Source organism: Peterkaempfera podocarpi, from assembly GCF_042466665.1.
In the GTDB taxonomy this organism is placed as follows: Bacteria; Actinomycetota; Actinomycetes; order Streptomycetales; family Streptomycetaceae; genus Peterkaempfera; species Peterkaempfera podocarpi.
In genome coordinates, this window is the sequence record NZ_CP162102.1 from 3696791 (window position 1) to 3712951 (window position 16161).

The 16161-nt window shown below is 72.1% G+C and carries 14 protein-coding genes, 2 tRNA genes and 1 pseudogene; 5 read left to right on the top strand and 12 right to left on the bottom strand.

Going from position 1 to position 16161, the window contains the following annotated elements; translation table 11 throughout:
• Window positions 1-121: 121 nt before the first annotated feature.
• Together glmU and AB0761_RS16120 are read right to left on the bottom strand one after the other, a co-directional pair.
• Window positions 122-1627: a bifunctional UDP-N-acetylglucosamine diphosphorylase/glucosamine-1-phosphate N-acetyltransferase GlmU gene (gene glmU, locus AB0761_RS16115; protein WP_377269712.1), complete on the bottom strand. Its 1506-nt coding sequence runs from the start codon at window positions 1625-1627 to the stop codon at window positions 122-124.
• 140 nt (window positions 1628-1767) lie between these two features.
• Window positions 1768-1838, bottom strand: a tRNA-Gln gene (locus AB0761_RS16120).
• Window positions 1839-2167: 329 nt separating this feature from the next.
• On the opposite strand from AB0761_RS16120, the gene AB0761_RS16125 reads away from it, so the two are divergent.
• Both AB0761_RS16125 and AB0761_RS16130 read left to right on the top strand, forming a co-directional pair.
• Window positions 2168-3127 (top strand): acyl-CoA desaturase, encoded by a 960-nt coding sequence (locus AB0761_RS16125; protein WP_377269713.1) that lies wholly within the window; start codon window positions 2168-2170, stop codon window positions 3125-3127.
• Window positions 3128-3255: 128 nt separating this feature from the next.
• Window positions 3256-3858 (top strand): TetR/AcrR family transcriptional regulator, encoded by a 603-nt coding sequence (locus AB0761_RS16130; protein WP_229759156.1) that lies wholly within the window; start codon window positions 3256-3258, stop codon window positions 3856-3858.
• 64 nt (window positions 3859-3922) lie between these two features.
• On the opposite strand, the pseudogene AB0761_RS16135 reads toward AB0761_RS16130, so the two are convergent.
• The 3 genes and pseudogenes from AB0761_RS16135 to AB0761_RS16145 all read right to left on the bottom strand — a co-directional run.
• Window positions 3923-5275 (bottom strand): annotated as a pseudogene (locus AB0761_RS16135) (MFS transporter); the annotation flags it as partial.
• Window positions 5214-5630, bottom strand: a complete 417-nt coding sequence (locus AB0761_RS16140) for a glyoxalase (RefSeq protein WP_377269714.1) — start codon at window positions 5628-5630, stop codon at window positions 5214-5216. The gene AB0761_RS16140 and the pseudogene AB0761_RS16135, both read right to left, overlap by 62 nt.
• On the bottom strand, window positions 5627-6433 hold the full coding sequence (locus AB0761_RS16145) for a trans-aconitate 2-methyltransferase (protein ID WP_377269715.1): 807 nt from the start codon (window positions 6431-6433) through the stop codon (window positions 5627-5629). Before AB0761_RS16145 ends, AB0761_RS16140 begins: the two co-directional genes overlap by 4 nt.
• 106 nt (window positions 6434-6539) lie before the next feature.
• Here AB0761_RS16145 and AB0761_RS16150 point away from each other — a divergent pair, with 106 nt between their 5' ends.
• The gene (locus AB0761_RS16150; RefSeq protein ID WP_377269716.1) at window positions 6540-7037 is read left to right on the top strand and encodes a MarR family winged helix-turn-helix transcriptional regulator; all 498 of its coding nucleotides are present in this window, start codon (window positions 6540-6542) and stop codon (window positions 7035-7037) included.
• A 96-nt stretch (window positions 7038-7133) separates the two neighbouring features.
• The gene (locus AB0761_RS16155) at window positions 7134-8024 is read left to right on the top strand and encodes an SGNH/GDSL hydrolase family protein (RefSeq protein ID WP_377269717.1); all 891 of its coding nucleotides are present in this window, start codon (window positions 7134-7136) and stop codon (window positions 8022-8024) included.
• A 109-nt stretch (window positions 8025-8133) separates the two neighbouring features.
• Here the strand turns inward: AB0761_RS16155 and AB0761_RS16160 are convergent, their stop codons facing one another.
• The 6 genes from AB0761_RS16160 to AB0761_RS16185 form a co-directional block, all read right to left on the bottom strand.
• Window positions 8134-9663: a polysaccharide biosynthesis protein gene (locus AB0761_RS16160; RefSeq protein WP_377269718.1), complete on the bottom strand. Its 1530-nt coding sequence runs from the start codon at window positions 9661-9663 to the stop codon at window positions 8134-8136.
• Window positions 9664-9707: 44 nt separating this feature from the next.
• Window positions 9708-10397, bottom strand: coding sequence for a LuxR C-terminal-related transcriptional regulator (locus AB0761_RS16165; RefSeq protein ID WP_377269719.1), 690 nt, complete (start codon window positions 10395-10397; stop codon window positions 9708-9710).
• A gap of 343 nt (window positions 10398-10740) precedes the next feature.
• Window positions 10741-11928, bottom strand: a complete 1188-nt coding sequence (galK, locus tag AB0761_RS16170; RefSeq protein ID WP_377269720.1) for a galactokinase — start codon at window positions 11926-11928, stop codon at window positions 10741-10743.
• On the bottom strand, window positions 11925-12905 hold the full coding sequence (gene galE / locus AB0761_RS16175) for a UDP-glucose 4-epimerase GalE (protein ID WP_377269721.1): 981 nt from the start codon (window positions 12903-12905) through the stop codon (window positions 11925-11927). The genes galK and galE overlap by 4 nt, the downstream gene beginning before the upstream one ends.
• The gene (galT, locus tag AB0761_RS16180) at window positions 12902-14035 is read right to left on the bottom strand and encodes a galactose-1-phosphate uridylyltransferase (protein WP_377269723.1); all 1134 of its coding nucleotides are present in this window, start codon (window positions 14033-14035) and stop codon (window positions 12902-12904) included. The genes galE and galT overlap by 4 nt, the downstream gene beginning before the upstream one ends.
• A gap of 470 nt (window positions 14036-14505) precedes the next feature.
• Entirely contained in the window at window positions 14506-15183 is a 678-nt protein-coding gene (locus tag AB0761_RS16185) for a LuxR C-terminal-related transcriptional regulator (protein ID WP_377269724.1), read from the bottom strand.
• 187 nt (window positions 15184-15370) lie between these two features.
• Between AB0761_RS16185 and AB0761_RS16190 the strand changes: the two genes are divergently transcribed.
• The gene (locus AB0761_RS16190) at window positions 15371-16030 is read left to right on the top strand and encodes a nucleoside/nucleotide kinase family protein (RefSeq protein WP_377269725.1); all 660 of its coding nucleotides are present in this window, start codon (window positions 15371-15373) and stop codon (window positions 16028-16030) included.
• Between the two features lie 48 nt (window positions 16031-16078).
• Here AB0761_RS16190 and AB0761_RS16195 read toward each other — a convergent pair.
• Window positions 16079-16151, bottom strand: a tRNA-Thr gene (locus tag AB0761_RS16195).
• Window positions 16152-16161 lie beyond the last annotated feature (10 nt).

Consider the following 16161-nt stretch of genomic DNA (forward strand, 5'->3'; position numbering starts at 1 on the left):
CGTCTCCTCGGTCGCTGCCGCCCACGGATCCACGCTCAGGAACCCGACGACTGGCCGTTCAAAAAGGGAAACGCCACCACGGTCCGGGCATCGGGCCCGCAGCGCACGCATGTCCACCAGGTTACGCGCCCGCGGCGGAACCGTCCGCCCCGGGACCGCCCGCCGCGGCCTCCGCGGTAGCCTCCGCCGCGCCCCGGGCGGCCGCTGCGGCCCGCGCCGAATCCGTCCCCGAGCGGCGCCGCTCCACCCAGCCCTCGATGTTCCGCTGCGGGCCCCGCGCCACCGCCAGAGCGCCCGCCGGGACATCCCCGGTGATCACCGAGCCGGCGGCCGTGTAGGCCCCGTCCCCGACCGTCACCGGAGCCACGAACATATTGTCGGAACCCGTGCGGCAGTGGGCCCCCACCACGGTGCGGTGCTTGTTGACACCGTCGTAGTTCACCGTCACCGAGGCCGCGCCGATGTTGGTGCCCTCCCCGATCTCCGCATCGCCGATGTACGACAGATGCGGCACCTTGGCGCCCTCGCCCAGCTCGGAGTTCTTGATCTCCACATAGGTGCCGGCCTTGGCCTTCCGGGCCAGCCGCGCCCCCGGCCGCAGATACGCGTAGGGACCCACCGAGGCCTCCGGACCCACCTCGGCGCGATCGGCAGTGGTGTTGCTCACATGCGCCCCCGCGCCCACCGCGGTGTCCCGCAGGGTGCAGTTCGGCCCGACCTCAGCGCCCTCACCCAGGTGCGTGCGCCCGTACAGCTGCGTGTTGGGCAGCACCACCGCGTCGGGCTCGTACGTCACCTCCACGTCGATCCAGGTCGACGCAGGGTCCACCACCGTCACCCCGGCCCGCATAGCCCGCTCCAGCAGCCGGTCGTTGAGGATCCGCCGCGCCTCCGCCAGCTGCACCCGGTCGTTGATCCCCAGGGTGTCCCGGTAGTCCGACGCCACCACGGCCCCCACCCGGTGCCCGGCGGCACGCAGGATCTCCAGCGTGTCCGTGAGGTACTCCTCACCCTGGCTGTTGTCCGTGCGCAGCAGCCCCAGCGCCTCCGCCAGCAGCTTCCCGTCGAAGGCGAACACCCCGGAGTTGACCTCCGGGACCGCCCGCTGCTCCTCGGTGGCGTCCTTGTGCTCCACGATCGCGGTCACCGCACCGTCCGCATCGCGCAGGATCCGGCCGTACCCCGTCGCGTCCGGCACCACCGCGGTCAGCACCGTCACACCGTTGCCGCGGGCCGTGTGCTCCTCGGCCAGCGAACGCAGCGTCTCCCCGGTCAGCAGCGGGGTGTCCCCGGTGGTCACCACCACCGTCCCGTCCACCGTCACGCCCTGCGCGGCCAGCGACTCCAGCGCCACCCGCACCGCGTGGCCGGTGCCGTTCTGCTCCTCCTGCACGGCGATCCGCACCCCGGGGTCGACCTCGGCCAGATGCGCGGCGACCTGCTCGCGCTGATGTCCGACCACCACCACCAGCTGCTCCGGCCCCAGCTGCCGCCCCGCCGCCACGGCATGCCCCACCAGGCTCCGCCCGGCCATCTCGTGCAGAACCTTGGGCAGCGACCGCGACTTCATCCGGGTGCCCTCGCCCGCGGCGAGAACAATGACGGCAGCAGGAGAGTGTGCGCTCACGCGTGAGGCTCCTCGGCATCGGAAGGTGTGGGGACGGATCCGGGAACGCACATCCACACAGGCGGGCCCGAACGCCTTGAGAATAGCCGCGGCCGGAGCGTCGGCCACTTGGGAGCACCCACAAACGGGTATGCACGGGGCTCCGCCGCTAGGACTCGAACCTAGACAAGAGCTTCCAAAGAGCTCTGTGCTGCCATTACACCACGGCGGAATAAGTGTCAATCGACGAGGCGGTCGACCCGTCTTTTGACATCCAACACTATGCCGCACCGGAAGCCTTCAACGCGACGACAAAGGCCTGTCGGGTCGACCCCTTCTTCCGCGATCCCCGACCGCTCTCCAGGGCGCCCGGCGTCGCCGCCGGGCGGTTCCGGCGTTCGGCGGATTACCCATGGATCAGATGTTCGAGCGATTCCACTCCGCTCCCCCGTCCGGCGGCCATGGCCTTCCCTAGGTGAGCCAAGCCAACCTACGATGCCGTAAGTTACGCAGCCGTAGGCGTACCGAGCCCCCCTCCCTCCCCGACAGCAAGGGACGCCCATGACCGCTCAGTCCACCGAGAAGCGCCCGCACCCGCCCGGCGAGGAGCCACTGCCCCTGGCCACCATGGGCGGCGACACCCAGGGCATCGCCGAACGGGTGGCGCTCACCGCCTTCATCGTGGTGCCGTTCGTGGCCCTGATCGCCGCCGTTCCCGCGGCCTGGGGCTGGGGACTCGGCTGGCGGGATCTGGTGATCATGGTGGCGATGTACTACATCGCCTGCCACGGCATCACCATCGGCTTCCACCGCTGCTTCACCCATGGCTCCTTCAAGCCCAACCGCCCGCTGAAGATCGCGGTGGCGATCGCCGGCAGCCTGGCCGTGGAGGGTCCGCTGGTCCGCTGGGTGGCCGACCACCGCCGGCACCACCGGTACTCCGACAAGGACGGCGACCCGCATTCGCCGTGGCGTTACGGGGAAACCGTCCCCGCCCTGCTCAAGGGCCTGTTCTGGGCGCACCTGGGCTGGATGTTCGACGAGGAGCAGACCGACCAGCGCAAGTACGCCCCGGATCTGATCAAGGACGACGACATCCGCCGCATCTCCCGGCAGTTCGCCCTGTGGACCGTGGTGTCGCTGGCGATCCCGCCGCTGCTGGGCGGCCTGCTGTCGTGGTCGTGGCAGGGTGCGCTGACCGCCTTCTTCTGGGGATCGCTGGTCCGGGTGGCGCTGCTGCACCATGTGACCTGGTCGATCAACTCCATCTGCCACGCGGTCGGCAGGCGCCCGTTCCGCTCCCGCGACAAGTCGGGCAACGTCTGGTGGCTGGCGGTGCTGTCCTGCGGCGAGTCCTGGCACAACCTGCACCACGCCGACCCCACCAGCGCCCGCCACGGCGTGCTCCGGGGCCAGCTGGACTCCTCGGCCCGGATCATCCGCTGGTTCGAGCTGGCGGGCTGGGCACATGATGTGCGCTGGCCGAGCACGGAGCGGCTGGAGTCTCGCCGCGCGGAATGACGGCCCGAGCGCCTCGGCGGTTGCATAAGAATGGAGGCGTGAGCGGGAGCAGCGGCGGCAGCGCAGACGGTACAGCCGGCCCGGCCGGTCGGGAACGGCGGCCGGTGCGGCGTGGCGGCCGGGTGCGGATGACCGGGAAGCAGCGACGGGAGCAGCTGCTGGACATCGGTCGGACGCTGTTCGCGGAGCGTGGTTACGACGGCACCTCGGTGGAGGAGATCGCGGCCAAGGCCGGGGTGTCCAAGCCCGTCGTGTACGAGCATTTCGGGGGCAAGGAGGGGCTGTACGCGGTCGTGGTGGACCGGGAGATGCAGCTGCTGCTGGACATGGTCACCGGGGCGCTGACGGGCGGGCATCCGCGGGTGCTGCTGGAGGAGGCGGCGTTCGCGCTGCTGGACTACATCGAGACGTCGACGGACGGATTCCGGATTCTGGTGCGGGATTCGCCGGTGGCCCAGTCCACGGGTACGTTCGCTTCGCTGATCAGCGATATCGCCACACAGGTCGAGGACATTCTGGGGCTGGAGTTCAAGTCCCGGGGCTTTGATCCGAAGCTGGCGCCGATGTATTCCCAGATGCTGGTGGGGATGGTGGCGCTGACGGGTCAGTGGTGGCTGGAGGTGCGCAAGCCGAAGAAGGCGGAGGTGGCGGCGCATCTGGTGAATCTGGCGTGGCACGGTCTGGAGGGCATGGAGCGGCGTCCCCGGCTGATGGGCGACCGGAAGAACTAGTGCCGCCCCCGCCACTAGTGTCGCCGGGGGCCTCGTCGTCGATCCGGCGGACGACGGGCACGAGGTGGTTGAGCAGCGCCAGTGCGGTGAAGGTCGCAGCGATGCCGAGCAGTGGCACGGTCGGGGTGAACCGGTCGGCGAGCAGCCCGCAGAGCAGCGGTGCGGGCCATTTCAGCAGCTGGGAACCCATGGAGCCGGCGATGATCACGCGGCCGGTGAGGGCATCGGGGACGACCTGCATCATGTGGGTCTGGAAGACGACGTTCAACGGTGTGACGAAGACCAGCAGGCTGCCGAAGCAGAGCGCGGCGATCCAGGGCCGGGAGGGCAGCAGGGCGACGCCGACGGTCCCGGCGACCATGCACCAGGAGAGCGCCAGGATGAGCCGGTGACCGGACACTCTGCGCAGGATGCGGCCGGCGGCGAGCGCGCCGAGGAGGCCGCAGGCGGCGATGACGGCCTGGGCGCCGCCGATGACGGAGGGCTGGGCCCCGTGGTGCCGGATCGCGACGACAAAGGTGAAGCCGAGGCCCGCGAGGGCGCTGTTGGTCACGGCGGCCCAGGACATGGCGAAGCGCAGGAAGGGGCTTCGCCACAGGAAGCGGAGCCCCTCCCCGAGGTCGTGGACCACGGTGCTGCGTGAGGTGTGCGCGTCCGGGGTGCGGTCGGGGCCGAGGGGGCTGCGGATGAGCAGCGCGGCGAGTGTGGTGCAGAGATACGAGGCCGCGTCGGCGGCGAAGGGGATCCAGCGGCCCGCCGCATAGAGGAGGCCGCCCAGCGGGGGTCCGGCGAGCTGCGCTCCCATGCCGCGGGCGTGGTCGCGGGCAAAGGCGGTGCTGAGCTGGTGCGGTGCGACGATTCTGCGCAGCGCCGGTGTCTCGGCGGCTTCGTGCAGCGCCGATGCGGCGCCCTGGAGCAGGGCGCTGACCGCGATCTGCGGGATCCAGACGTGGCCCTGGAAGACCGCGGCTGCGACGGCCGCCATGGTGATCAGCTGCGTTGCGGAGGCGAGTACGAGCAGCGCGCGCCGGGATCTGCGGTCGGCTGCCACTCCGGCGGGCAGCGATGCGGCCAGGAAGCCGACATTGGTGCAGGCTGCGACGACGCCCGCGCTCGCGGCCGATCCGGTGGCGGCGAGGATCAGCAGCGGGTAGGCCAGCTGGCTGAGGCTGCTGCCGAGCTGGGAGACGGCGGAGCCGGACCACCAGAGGTTGTAGTCCCGGTTGCGCCGGAGCGGCGGTGTCCGAGGGGCGCTGTCGAGGCTCATGCGCGGTGAGTCAACCGTGGACGGGCCGGGGAGGGCCAGGGTCAGAATTCCGGCGGAGCCCCGCAAAGGGGGCTCCGCCAGGAAGTGGCTACCGTGATTCCGGTTCCGGTAGCGACTGTGCCGGCTCCGGGTCCGACCCGGAATCCGCATGCGACTCCAGGAACTCGATGCGGTTCCCGGCGGGGTCCCAGGAGTAGAAGCGCAGCAGCCCCGGCAGATTGTTCTCCCACTGCACCCTGGCCCCGCGCCGGCTGAGCTGCTCCGCGTACTGCCTGATGCCGGTGACCCGCAGCGCGGGGTGGGCCTTGTCGGACGGGGTGTGACCGGCCTCCATGCCGAGGTGCAGTTGTACGGCGCCGGCCTGGAACCAGCAGCCCCCGTTGACCGCGAGCACGGCGGGCTTGGGGATCTCGGTCATGCCGAGGACGCCCGTGTAGTAGGCGCGGAGGGTGTCCTCGGTGCCGGGGCGGGCGGCGAGCTGGACGTGGTCGACTGCGGTGATCACGAGTTCCTCCGGGCGACGGCGAAGATACGGCGGAAGGGGAAGACGGTGCCCTGGGGGCCTGCGGGGTAGGCCTGGCGCAGAAGGCCGCGGTACTCCTCCAGGAAGGCGTCGCGGTCCCCGGCGTCCTGGAGCCGGGTGAGGACGGGGCGCAGCGCGGTGCCCTTCACCCATTCCAGGACCGGGTCGTCCCCGCCGAGGAGCTGGTGGTAGGTGGTCTCCCACACGTCGGCGGTGCAGTTCTCGCCGGTGAGCAGTTGCAGGTAGTCGCCGGGTTCCGCGACGGCGGCGTCGCGGCGGGCGCCCTCGCCGAGGAGGTGCTTCCAGCGGGGGCTGGTGCGCAGCTCGGCGAGCAGGGCGTGGCTGGGGGCGTCGAAGTTCCCGGGGACCTGGAAGGCGAGGATGCCGCCCGGGGGCAGGGCGCGTGCCCAGCGCGCCAGCACCGCGGTGTGGCCGGGGACCCACTGCAGCAGGGCGTTGGAGATCACCAGATCGGGTGATTCCGGGGCCGGGTCGTAGGTGGCGGCGTCGGCGTGGGCGTAGTCGGCGGTTCCGGTGCCGCCCGGGTTGGGGCCGGAGTGCTCCGCCCGGGCTCTGTCGAGCATCTCCGGTGAGTTGTCGAGGCCGGTGATGTGGGCGTCGGGCCAGCGCTGCCGCAGCGGTGCGGTGGAGTTTCCGGGGCCGCAGCCCAGATCGAGGATGCGGCGGGGTGCAGTGCCGGGGTGGACGCGGCCCAGCAGGTCGCGCAGAGGTCGGGTGCGTTCGTCCTGGTATCGGAGGTACTGGGCAGGGTCCCACCGGGTCATGGCCACTCCTACTATCTCGACGTCAAGATATATGGAAAGCCTGCGCGTAACCTTTCTCGATGTCAAGAGACTTCACATCGACACATCTGCCACTACACTGATCACCATGGAGGACGAGGTCGACCGCCTGGTGGCTGCGTGGCGACGAGAGCGCCCTGACCTCGACGTGGAACCGCTCGAGGTACTCAGTCGCGTCAGCAGGCTGGCACGCCACCTCGACCGGGCCCGCCGGGCCGCCTTCGCGGAGCACGGGCTGGAGCCCTGGGAGTTCGACGTGCTCACCGCGCTGCGCCGAGCCGGCGCGCCCTATCAGCTCTCCCCCGGCCAACTGCTCACCCAGACACTGGTGACCTCGGGCACCATGACCAACCGCATCGACCGGCTCACCGGCAAGGGCCTGGTGCAGCGGCTTCCGGATCCGGGTGACCGCCGCGGTGTGCTGGTGCGGCTCACCGACGGCGGCCGCAACCGGGCCGACGAGGCCCTGGCCGGCCTGCTGGACCACGAACGGGCGCTGCTCGCCGAGCTGGCACCGACGCAGCGTACGGAACTCGCGGACCTGCTGCGCCAGTTGGTGGCCCCCTTCGACAACGTCCCGAGCTGACCAAAACCTGCACGGGTCTTGCCCGCTACCCGACGGTAGTAGGCATACTCGGCTGCCCGCTGCCTCCCAGGTGCGGGCAGAAGGGGGGACACATCCGTGTCCGCACGACTCCACCGCCCCTGGCGGGCCGCCGGCCGGCTGCTCGCGGCGGCCGCCACCGCCGCCGCCCTCACCGCGGGGGCCGCCGCCCCGGCCTCCGCCCACGGCCGGGACGACCACCGCACCACCTACTACGTCTCGCTGGGCGACTCCCTGGCCGCCGGCTACCAGCCGGATGTGCACCAGGACACCGACGTCTCGTACACCGACAAGCTGTACACCAGGCTCAGACAGCAGGACCCGCATCTGGTCCACATCAAGCTCGGGTGCAGCGGCGAGACGACCACCTCGATGATCAGCGGCGGCAAGTGCACCTACCCCGGTGCACACTCCCAGCTGGACGCCGCCGCACGCTTCCTGCGCGAGCACCGCGGCCAGGTGCGCTATGTGACGGTGGACATCGGCGCCAATGACGTCGGCAGCTGCCTGGCCGGCGGCGCCATCGACACCACCTGTGTGGCAGGCGGTCTCAACACGGTCGCCCGCAACCTCCCGCAGATCACCCTGCGTCTGCATGCCGCGGGCGGCGGCCGGCCCACCTACGCGGGCATGTCGTACTACAACCCCTATCTGGCGCTCTGGCTCACCGGCGCCGCTGGGCAGCAGACGGCCCGCGACTCGGGGCCGCTGCAGGACCGGCTGAACTCCACCCTCTCCTGGGAGTACCGCCTCACCGGCTTCCGGGTGGCGGATGTGGACGCGGCCTTCTCCAGCGAGGACTTCGACACCCAGGTGAGCGTGCCCGGGCTCGGGCAGCTGCCGTTGAACGTGGCCCGGATCTGCCAGTGGACCTGGGAGTGCACCCCGTACCGGGACATCCACGCCAACCCCACCGGCCACCAGGTGATCGCCGACACCTTCGCCGCCGTCCTCGGCCGTCGCCACTGACAGTGCGTCTCGGGGCGGCGGCACCGCCGCCGCCCCGAGGAGTCGCAGACGCCCTGGCGGGTGGCGTTCTCCCAGCGGATGTCCGGACCGCCGGTGCCCCGGGGCTCCGTCAGAAGCCGTCCGGATAGGGGGCGGCGACCGCCGCGGCCGCAACCGGCTCCGGCGTACGGTAGCCCGGCAGCAGCACACCCAGCCGCCGCCGCACCTCCTCGTCCGCATTGCCCTCCGCCGAGCGGTACAGGCCGGTCAGCCCGCCCGCCAGATCCTCCGGGCCGGAACCGGCGCCGCCCGGCACCGTGGCGAAGATCCTGGGGTGCTCGGTCGGCAGCTGCTCCTCCCCCTCCGAGAAGAGCGCCTCATTGAGCTTCTCCCCGGCCCGCAGCCCGGTGAAGCGGATCTCCACGTCGTCCACGTCCAGGCTGACCTGACGGGCGAAGTTGTGCACCAGGTCGACGATCCGCACCGGCTCCCCCATGTCCAGCACGAACACCTCCCCCCCCTGCGCCATCCGGCCCGCCTCCAGGACCAGGCCGACGGCCTCCTCGATGGTCATGAAGAACCGCGTCACATCCGGGTGGGTTATGGTCACCGGCCCGCCGCTGCGCATCTGCTCCGCCAGCACCGACAGCAGCGACCCTCTGGACCCCAGCACATTGCCGAACCGCACCGCGGAGAAGACCGCCGTACCCAGGTTTCTGGCATCACGCGCATTGGCCTGGACGATCAGCTCCGCCAGCCGCTTGCTGGCACCCAGCACCGAGGTCGGGTCGGCCGCCTTGTCGGTGGAGATCAGCACAAACCGCTCGACGCCGGTGGCCAGCGCCGCCTCCACCAGATGGTCGGTGCCCAGGACATTGGACTTCACCGCCTCCGACGGATGGCGCTCCAGCAGCGGCAGGTGCTTGTGCGCCGCGGCATGGAACACCACCTCGGGCCGCAGGTCGCGGAAGATCTGCTGGATCCGCGGCCGGTCCCGGATGTCGGCGATCACCAGCGACTCGTCCGTCAGCAGGGCCTCGCCCCAGATGTCCAGCTGGAGCCGGTGGAGGTTGGACTCGTCGTGGTCGAGCATGTAGAGCGCACTCGGCTCGAAGGCGTGCACCTGCCGGCACAGCTCACTGCCGATCGACCCGCCCGCACCGGTGACCAGCACCCGGCGGCCGGCAATCACCGAGCGCACGTCCGGCGAGGCCACATGGACCTCATGACGCCCGATCAGCCGGTTCACATCCAGGGTCCGCATGTCGGAGCCGACCACCTCGCGGCGCAGCGCCGAAAGGAAGGACGGCAGGTAGCGCACCGAGGCGCCGGCCGCGCCGGCCGCGGTGGCCAGCTTGCGCACGGTCTGGTGCGGCAGCCCCGGGATGGCCAGCACCACCACATGGGCACTGTGCTCCAGCGCCAGTTCGGTGAGCCGGTCCAGCGGGCCCAGTACCGGGACCGTCCGTTCCCCGGCGGGCAGCCGTGTGTCGATCTTGCCCGGATCGTCGTCGAGCACACCGACCGGGTCCAGCCCGAACTCCGGGGTGCGGACCAGGTCCCTGACGAGCGCGGTACCGGCCGCGCCGGCGCCGACGACCAGGGTCCGCAGGCCCCGGTCCCCGCTCAGACTGCTGCGGCCACTGGTGTATGGCGACATGTGTCCTCCGATTTCCTGACCTGACGGAATTTTGGCGGCGGAGGTCAGCGGACCGCGGCGGCCTCGGCAGGACCCAGGCCCGCCCGCCGTGCCAGTGCCACCGCGGCCAGCGTGGAGTGCACGCCGAGCTTGCCCAGAACGTTCTGCATATGGGTCCGCACGGTGTGCGGTGAGAGATAGAGCCGGTCGGCGGCCGCCTGCCTGCCCAGGCCCGCCACCATGCAGCGCAGTACCTGCTTCTCGCGCGGGGTGAGCGACTCGACGAGACGCTCGCTCTCGGTACGGTCCCGGCGGGCCGCGGTCAGTTCCCTGACGACTCCGGTGAGCAGCGCGGGCGGGAGGTGGGTCTCGTCCCGCAGTACGCCGCGCACCACCGTCAGCAGCCGGGTCAGCGAGCAGTCCTTGGCCACCCAGCCGCCCGCCCCGGCCTGCAGGGCGCGGACGGCCCGGCGTGGGTCGTCCTGGGCGGCCAGCACCACGAACCGAAGCCCTGGATGGGCTGCCCGGCATCGTGCGGCTGCGGCTATTCCGTCCGCGGTGTCGCCGAGATCGGCGTCGACCAGCAGCACCTGGTAGCCGCGGCCCTCGGCCGCGGCGCGGTCCAGTGCCCGCTCCGCCGCCGGCCCGCTCCAGGCCACGGCGACCTCGACATCTGGCTCTGCGGAGAGTGCCGCGGCCAACGCCTCGGCGAAGATACGGTGGTCGTCGACCACCAGGACACGGATCCGCCCCACGGTTATCCCCCCAGACTCGGGGCCGGACATCCGCAGGCTGCCGAGCAGCCCTGTCCGCCCCCCGGCGCCGGCCCCCACCGGCACCGGGAATCAGCGTAGGGCACGACCCCCCCGTTGGTGGGGATTCTGTAAACATCTCCACCGGTCGCGCACGCACTATGGAGGACACCCAACTCCCGCCCCCGTAAAGGCGCTGGCCGCATCACCCACGGGTAGCACCGGGGCGCCAGGGCCTCGCGGGTACGGCCCCGGCCAACGGGGATGCGTGCACCCCCGGGGCCGGATACGGGAGCCGCCCAGCGGCGCGGGATGCGCGGGCAGCGCGGGATGCGGCCGCGAGGCGCTACGCCAGGCGGCGCGCCCCGTCACCCGGGACTGCGGTGAACGCCCGCGGGGCGCCGTAGCCGGCCGCCGCGAAGGCGTCCGCGACCGCCGCCGCGACCGGCTCGACCCCGTCGTGCGGAACCAGGGCCACCACGGAGCCGCCGAAGCCGCCACCGGTCATCCGGGCGCCCAGCGCACCCGCCTCCACGGCGGCCGCCACGGCCAGATCGGTCTCGGCGCAGGAGACCCGGAAGTCGTCCCGCAGCGAAGCGTGCCCGGCGGTGAGCACCGGCCCGACCGCCCGCAGGTCGCCGGCCTCCAGCAGCCCGATCACCTGCTCCACCCGGGCGTCCTCGGTGACCACATGCCGTACCAGCGCCCGCAGCTCACCGTCCGCCCCCAGCTGCTCCAGGCGGTCCAGGGCCGACTGGAGCTCCGCGTACGGCACATCGCGCAGCGCCCGCACCCCCAGCAGCTCGGCCGCCCGCTCGCATCCGGCCCGCCGCTGGGCGTAGGCGCCGTCGGCGAGGTCGTGCTTGACCCGGGTGTCGAGGACCAGCAGCCGCAGCCCCGCACCCGCGAGGTCCAGCGGGACCTGGCGCTGCGACAGGTCCCGGGTGTCGAGGAAGAGCGCACCGCCGGCCGCACAGCAGGTGGACGCCATCTGGTCCATCACCCCGCACGGCACCCCCACGAAGGCGTTCTCCGCCCGCTGGGCCAGCACCGCAAGCTGCGCGGCACCGAGCCCGAGCTGCCACAGGTCGTTGTACGCCACCGCCACCGCGCACTCCAGCGAGGCCGAGGAGGACAGCCCGGCGCCGGTGGGCACATCGCTGTCGATGTGCACATCGGCGCCACCCACCGGATGTCCGGCCTCACGGAGCGCCCACACCACACCCGCCGGGTAGGCGGCCCAGCCCTGGACGCCCCCGGGGGTCAGCCCGGCCACATCCAGGGCGACCACCGCGCCGTCGCCCTGGGCGCTGTGCAGCCGCAGAACGCCGTCGTCGCGCCGGCGGACCGCCGCGACCGCCGCGTGCGGCAGGGCGACCGGCAGCACGAAGCCGTCGTTGTAGTCGGTGTGCTCACCGATCAGATTGACCCGCCCGGGTGCGGCCCACAGGCCGTCCGGGTCGGCACCGTAGTGGGCGGTGAAGTCCTTGGCGGTTCGTTCGGCGTGTGTGGCGGCGGTGTCGGCGGTGGTCACGGTTGCTTCCCCTCCAGGGCGAGTGTGAACTTCCAGGCGTCGGCGACGATCCCGTCCAGGTCGGTGCGGCTGGGCCGCCACCCGAGGATGTTCCTGGCCCGCTCCGCCGAGGCGACCAGCACCGCGGGATCGCCGGGGCGGCGCTCCGCGGTGACGGCGGGGATCTCTTTGCCGGTGACCCGGCGGACGGCCTCGACGACCTCCTTCACGGAGAAGCCGTTGCCGTTGCCGAGGTTGCACACCAGGTGCTCCCCCGGGCGGGCCGCGTCCACCGCCAGCAGGTGGGCCTCTGCGAGGTCGGCGACATGGATGTAGTCCCGGATGCAGGTGCCGTCGGGCGTGGGGTAGTCGTCGCCGTAGACCGAGATGTGCGGTCGCCGGCCCTGCGCGACCTGGAGCACCAGCGGGATCAGGTGCGACTCGGGGTCGTGCCGCTCGCCGTAGCGGCCGTAGGCACCGGCCACGTTGAAGTAGCGCAGCGACACGGCCGCCAGCCCGTGGGCGGCGCACTCCCCGGCGATCATGTGGTCCACGGCCAGCTTGGTGGCGCCGTAGGGGTTGGTGGGGGAGGTCCTGGCGGTCTCCTCGATCGGGACCTGCTCCGGCTCGCCGTAGGTCGCGGCGGTGCTGGAGAAGACCAGCCGGCCGACGCCCGCCTTGCGCATCGCGGACAGCAGCTCCAGCGACCCGGCGACGTTGTTGCGCCAGTACTTCTCCGGATCGGCGACCGACTCGCCGACCTGCGAGGAGGCGGCGAAGTGCAGCACGGCGTGGAAGGAGGAGTCCAGCACGTCCCCGGCGTCCTGGACCCGCCCGTGGACGAACTCGGCGCCCTCCGGGACGCCCGCCGCGAAGCCGGTGGAGAGGTCGTCCAGCACGGTCACGGTGTGACCGGCCTCCAGCAGGTGCGCGGCGACCACGCTTCCGACATACCCCGCACCCCCGGTGACCAGGTACTTCCGTGTCGGCTGAGTCATGGTGCGACCTCCCGCAGGCGCTGCGCCGCCCGCTCGGGCGACACGTCGTTGATGAACACGTCCATACCGGACTCACTGCCGGCCAGGTACTTGAGCTTGCCCACCGTACGCCGGATCGTGAACAGCTCCAGGTGCAGGGCCAGCTCGCTGTCCGCGCGTCCGGCCGGCGCCTGGTGCCAGGCCGCGATGTACGGCGTGGGCGAGGTCTGCACAGTCTGCCCCTCCTCCAGGAAGAGCCGGTCGAAGCGCCGCAGCAGGTCCAGGTAGATCGCGGGGAACTCGGCCCGCTCGGCCTCGTTCAGGGCGGTGAGGTCGGGCACCCTGCGGTGCGGGTAGAGGTGCACCTCGTAGGGCCAGTGGGCGGCGTAGGGCACAAACGCCGTCCAGTGGCTGCCCGCGATCACCACCCGCTCGGGGGTGGCCCGTTCGGCGGCGAGCAGGTCCTCGAAGAGGTTGCGTCCGGTGCGGGTGCGATGGGCTGCCGCGGTGGTCAGCATCCGCGCGGTGCGCGGGGTGGTGAAGGGGTAGGCGTAGATCTGGCCGTGCGGATGGCCGAGGGTGACGCCGATCTCCGCGCCGCGGTTCTCGAAGCAGAAGACCTGCTCCACCCCCGGCATGGCGGAGAGCTCCGCGGTGCGGTCGGTCCAGGTGTCGAGGACCAGGCGGGCCCGCTCCTCCGTCAGATCGGCGAAGGCGTGGTCGTGCTCCGGGGTGAAGCAGACCACCTCGCAGCGGCCGACGCCGGGCCGCCCCCGGTGCGGCAGCGGGCCTTCGGTGCGTCCGCTGCCGGTGCCGTCGTCCCCCTCGTAGTGCGCGGCGGCGTCGAAGGCCAGGGACGGGAAGCGGTTCTCGAAGACGGCCACCTGATAGTCGGCCGCGGGGATCTCGCTCTGCCGGCCGTCGCGGGAGGGGCAGAGCGGGCACTCGTCGGCGGGCGGGTGGTAGATCCGGCCCTGCCGGTGGGCGGCGATGGCGACCCACTCGTCCAGGACGGGGTCGTGGCGGATCTCGGAGAGGCTGGAGGTGGGCTCCAGGGGCCGGGGGTCGGCCGTGTCGCGTACGACGGTGTCGTCGGCGTCGTAGTAGATCAGCTCGCGTCCGTCAGCCAGCTTGGTCGTCGTCTTCTTCAAAGCCGCCACCTCTCACGACACCCCGATCACAAACATAATCAAACACAAGGCATCATCAGTCAACAGCGCGCAGGTCGTTGAGGGCAGGGTGGGCATGGCCGATTCCGGCACCCCGGTGGATCACAGGTCCACGGGGGGACGGCCCGAGGCAACAGGAACACACAGCAGATCCCGGGCGGGCCGCCCGCGGCAGGTCCCCGGGCAGGCCGCCCACGGCGGGAACCTGGGCGGTGGGGCGGGTGGCGGGCGGCAGCTGCCGGGCGTCGGGGGTCGAGGATCAGGGGTCGGGCAGCCAGGGCCGGCCGTCGGCCACCAGGCGGCGGGGGACGGACGTTGACGGCCGCCGTGCGCCGGGGCCGCGCTCAGTCGCCGGGGCCGCGCTCAGTCGTTGGGGCCGCGCTCAGTCGTTGGGGTCGGACAACGGCCGCCGGGAGTCGAGAGACGGAGGTCGGTGTCGCCGCCGACCCGGCCTACGGCTGCGACCCGCCCGCCACCCGCAGCAGCAGTCCGGTGCGGGACGCCACCGCAGCCGCCTCAAGCCGGGTCCTTACGCCCAGCTTCACCAGGACCCGCTGCACATGGGTGCGCGCGGTACTGGGCGCTATGCCCATCCCCGCCGCGATGGCCCCGGTGTCCTCACCGTCCGCGATCCGGACCAGCACCTGCACCTCACGGCGGGTCAGCACCCGCAGCAACCGAAGCACCTCGTCGTCCGGCTCCGGAACCGGCTCCAGCATCCGCTCGAACGCGGCCTGCATCACCTCCGGCGACATCGCCACCTCCCCCGCACGCACCCGAAGCAGCCCCCGCTCCACCACCTCGATGCGCTCGTCGCTGCGGACGAAGCCCGCCGCCCCGGCCGCACACGCCGCGGCGACCCCCCGCGGATCCGCGACCGGCCCCACCACCAGCACCGGCACCTCCGGCCGCTCCCGCCGGATCCGCCGCACCGGATCGAACGCCCCCTGCCCCGCCGGTCCCGCCACCCCCAGCAGACACACCTCCGGCCGGCGATGGATCACCAGCTCCGCCGCCACACCCGACGGCGCCCCCACCGCCAGCACCCGGTGCCCGCGCAGCTGCAGCGCCGCCGCCAGCGCCTCGGCCAGCAGCCGGTGGTCGTCGACCACCACAAGCCGCACACCCATGGCACTCCTCCCCCTTCGCGGACCCCACCCCCGGGGGCGTGACGCGTACCCCCACGCGCCCCCTGACTGACGCCCCATCACATCGCATTCCGCACGAGGCCGCCAGCGCCGCTCACGCTCTGTGCCGAACCCCACACACCCCGCACCCGACCGTCCGCCGACCGGCCGAAGCGGCCATGCTGTCCCCATGCAGCAACCCGCCCACCCCGCCAGCGACACCCTCGACGGCCTGCTCACCGACGCCCTGCGGCTGCCCGGCCCCCGCGCCCTCCTCGGCCTCGCCGGACCGCCCGGCGCCGGCAAGTCCGTGCTCGCCCGCGCCCTCGTCGCAGCGGCCTGCGAACGGCTCGGCGACGGAGCCGCCGCCTACGTCCCGCTGGACGGCTTCCACCTCTCCAACACCCAGCTCGACCGCCTGGGCCTCACCGACCGCAAGGGTTCACCCCCGAGCTTCGACGCCCATGGCTATGCCGCACTCCTGGACCGCATCACCGGCACACCGGCGCACGACATCTACACACCCGATTACGACCGCACCCTCCATGAACCGGTCGCCGCCCGCCACACCGTCCGCCCGCACTGCCGTCTGGTCGTCACCGAGGGCAACTACCTCGCCCTGGACGCCCCCGGCTGGCGCGACGCCAGGGCCCGGCTGCACGCGCTCTGGTACGTCGAAGCCCCGGACGAGCTGCGCGAGGACCGACTGAGGCGGCGCCACCTCGGCAACGGCTCCTCCCCCGAACGCACCGCCGCCCGCATCGCGGGCAACGACCACCCCAACGGAGAGGCCGTCAAAGCCGCCCGGACGCGCTGCGACCGCACCGTACAGGCCCCGCCGCTTCCCTGAGAACGCCGAAGGCCCCCGCCGTGACGGCGGAGGCCTTCGTCCTCACAGAGCCCCAATACGGAATCGAACCGTAGACCTTCTCCTTACCATGGAGACGCTCTGCCGACTGAGCTATTGGGGCGAGCGAGGAA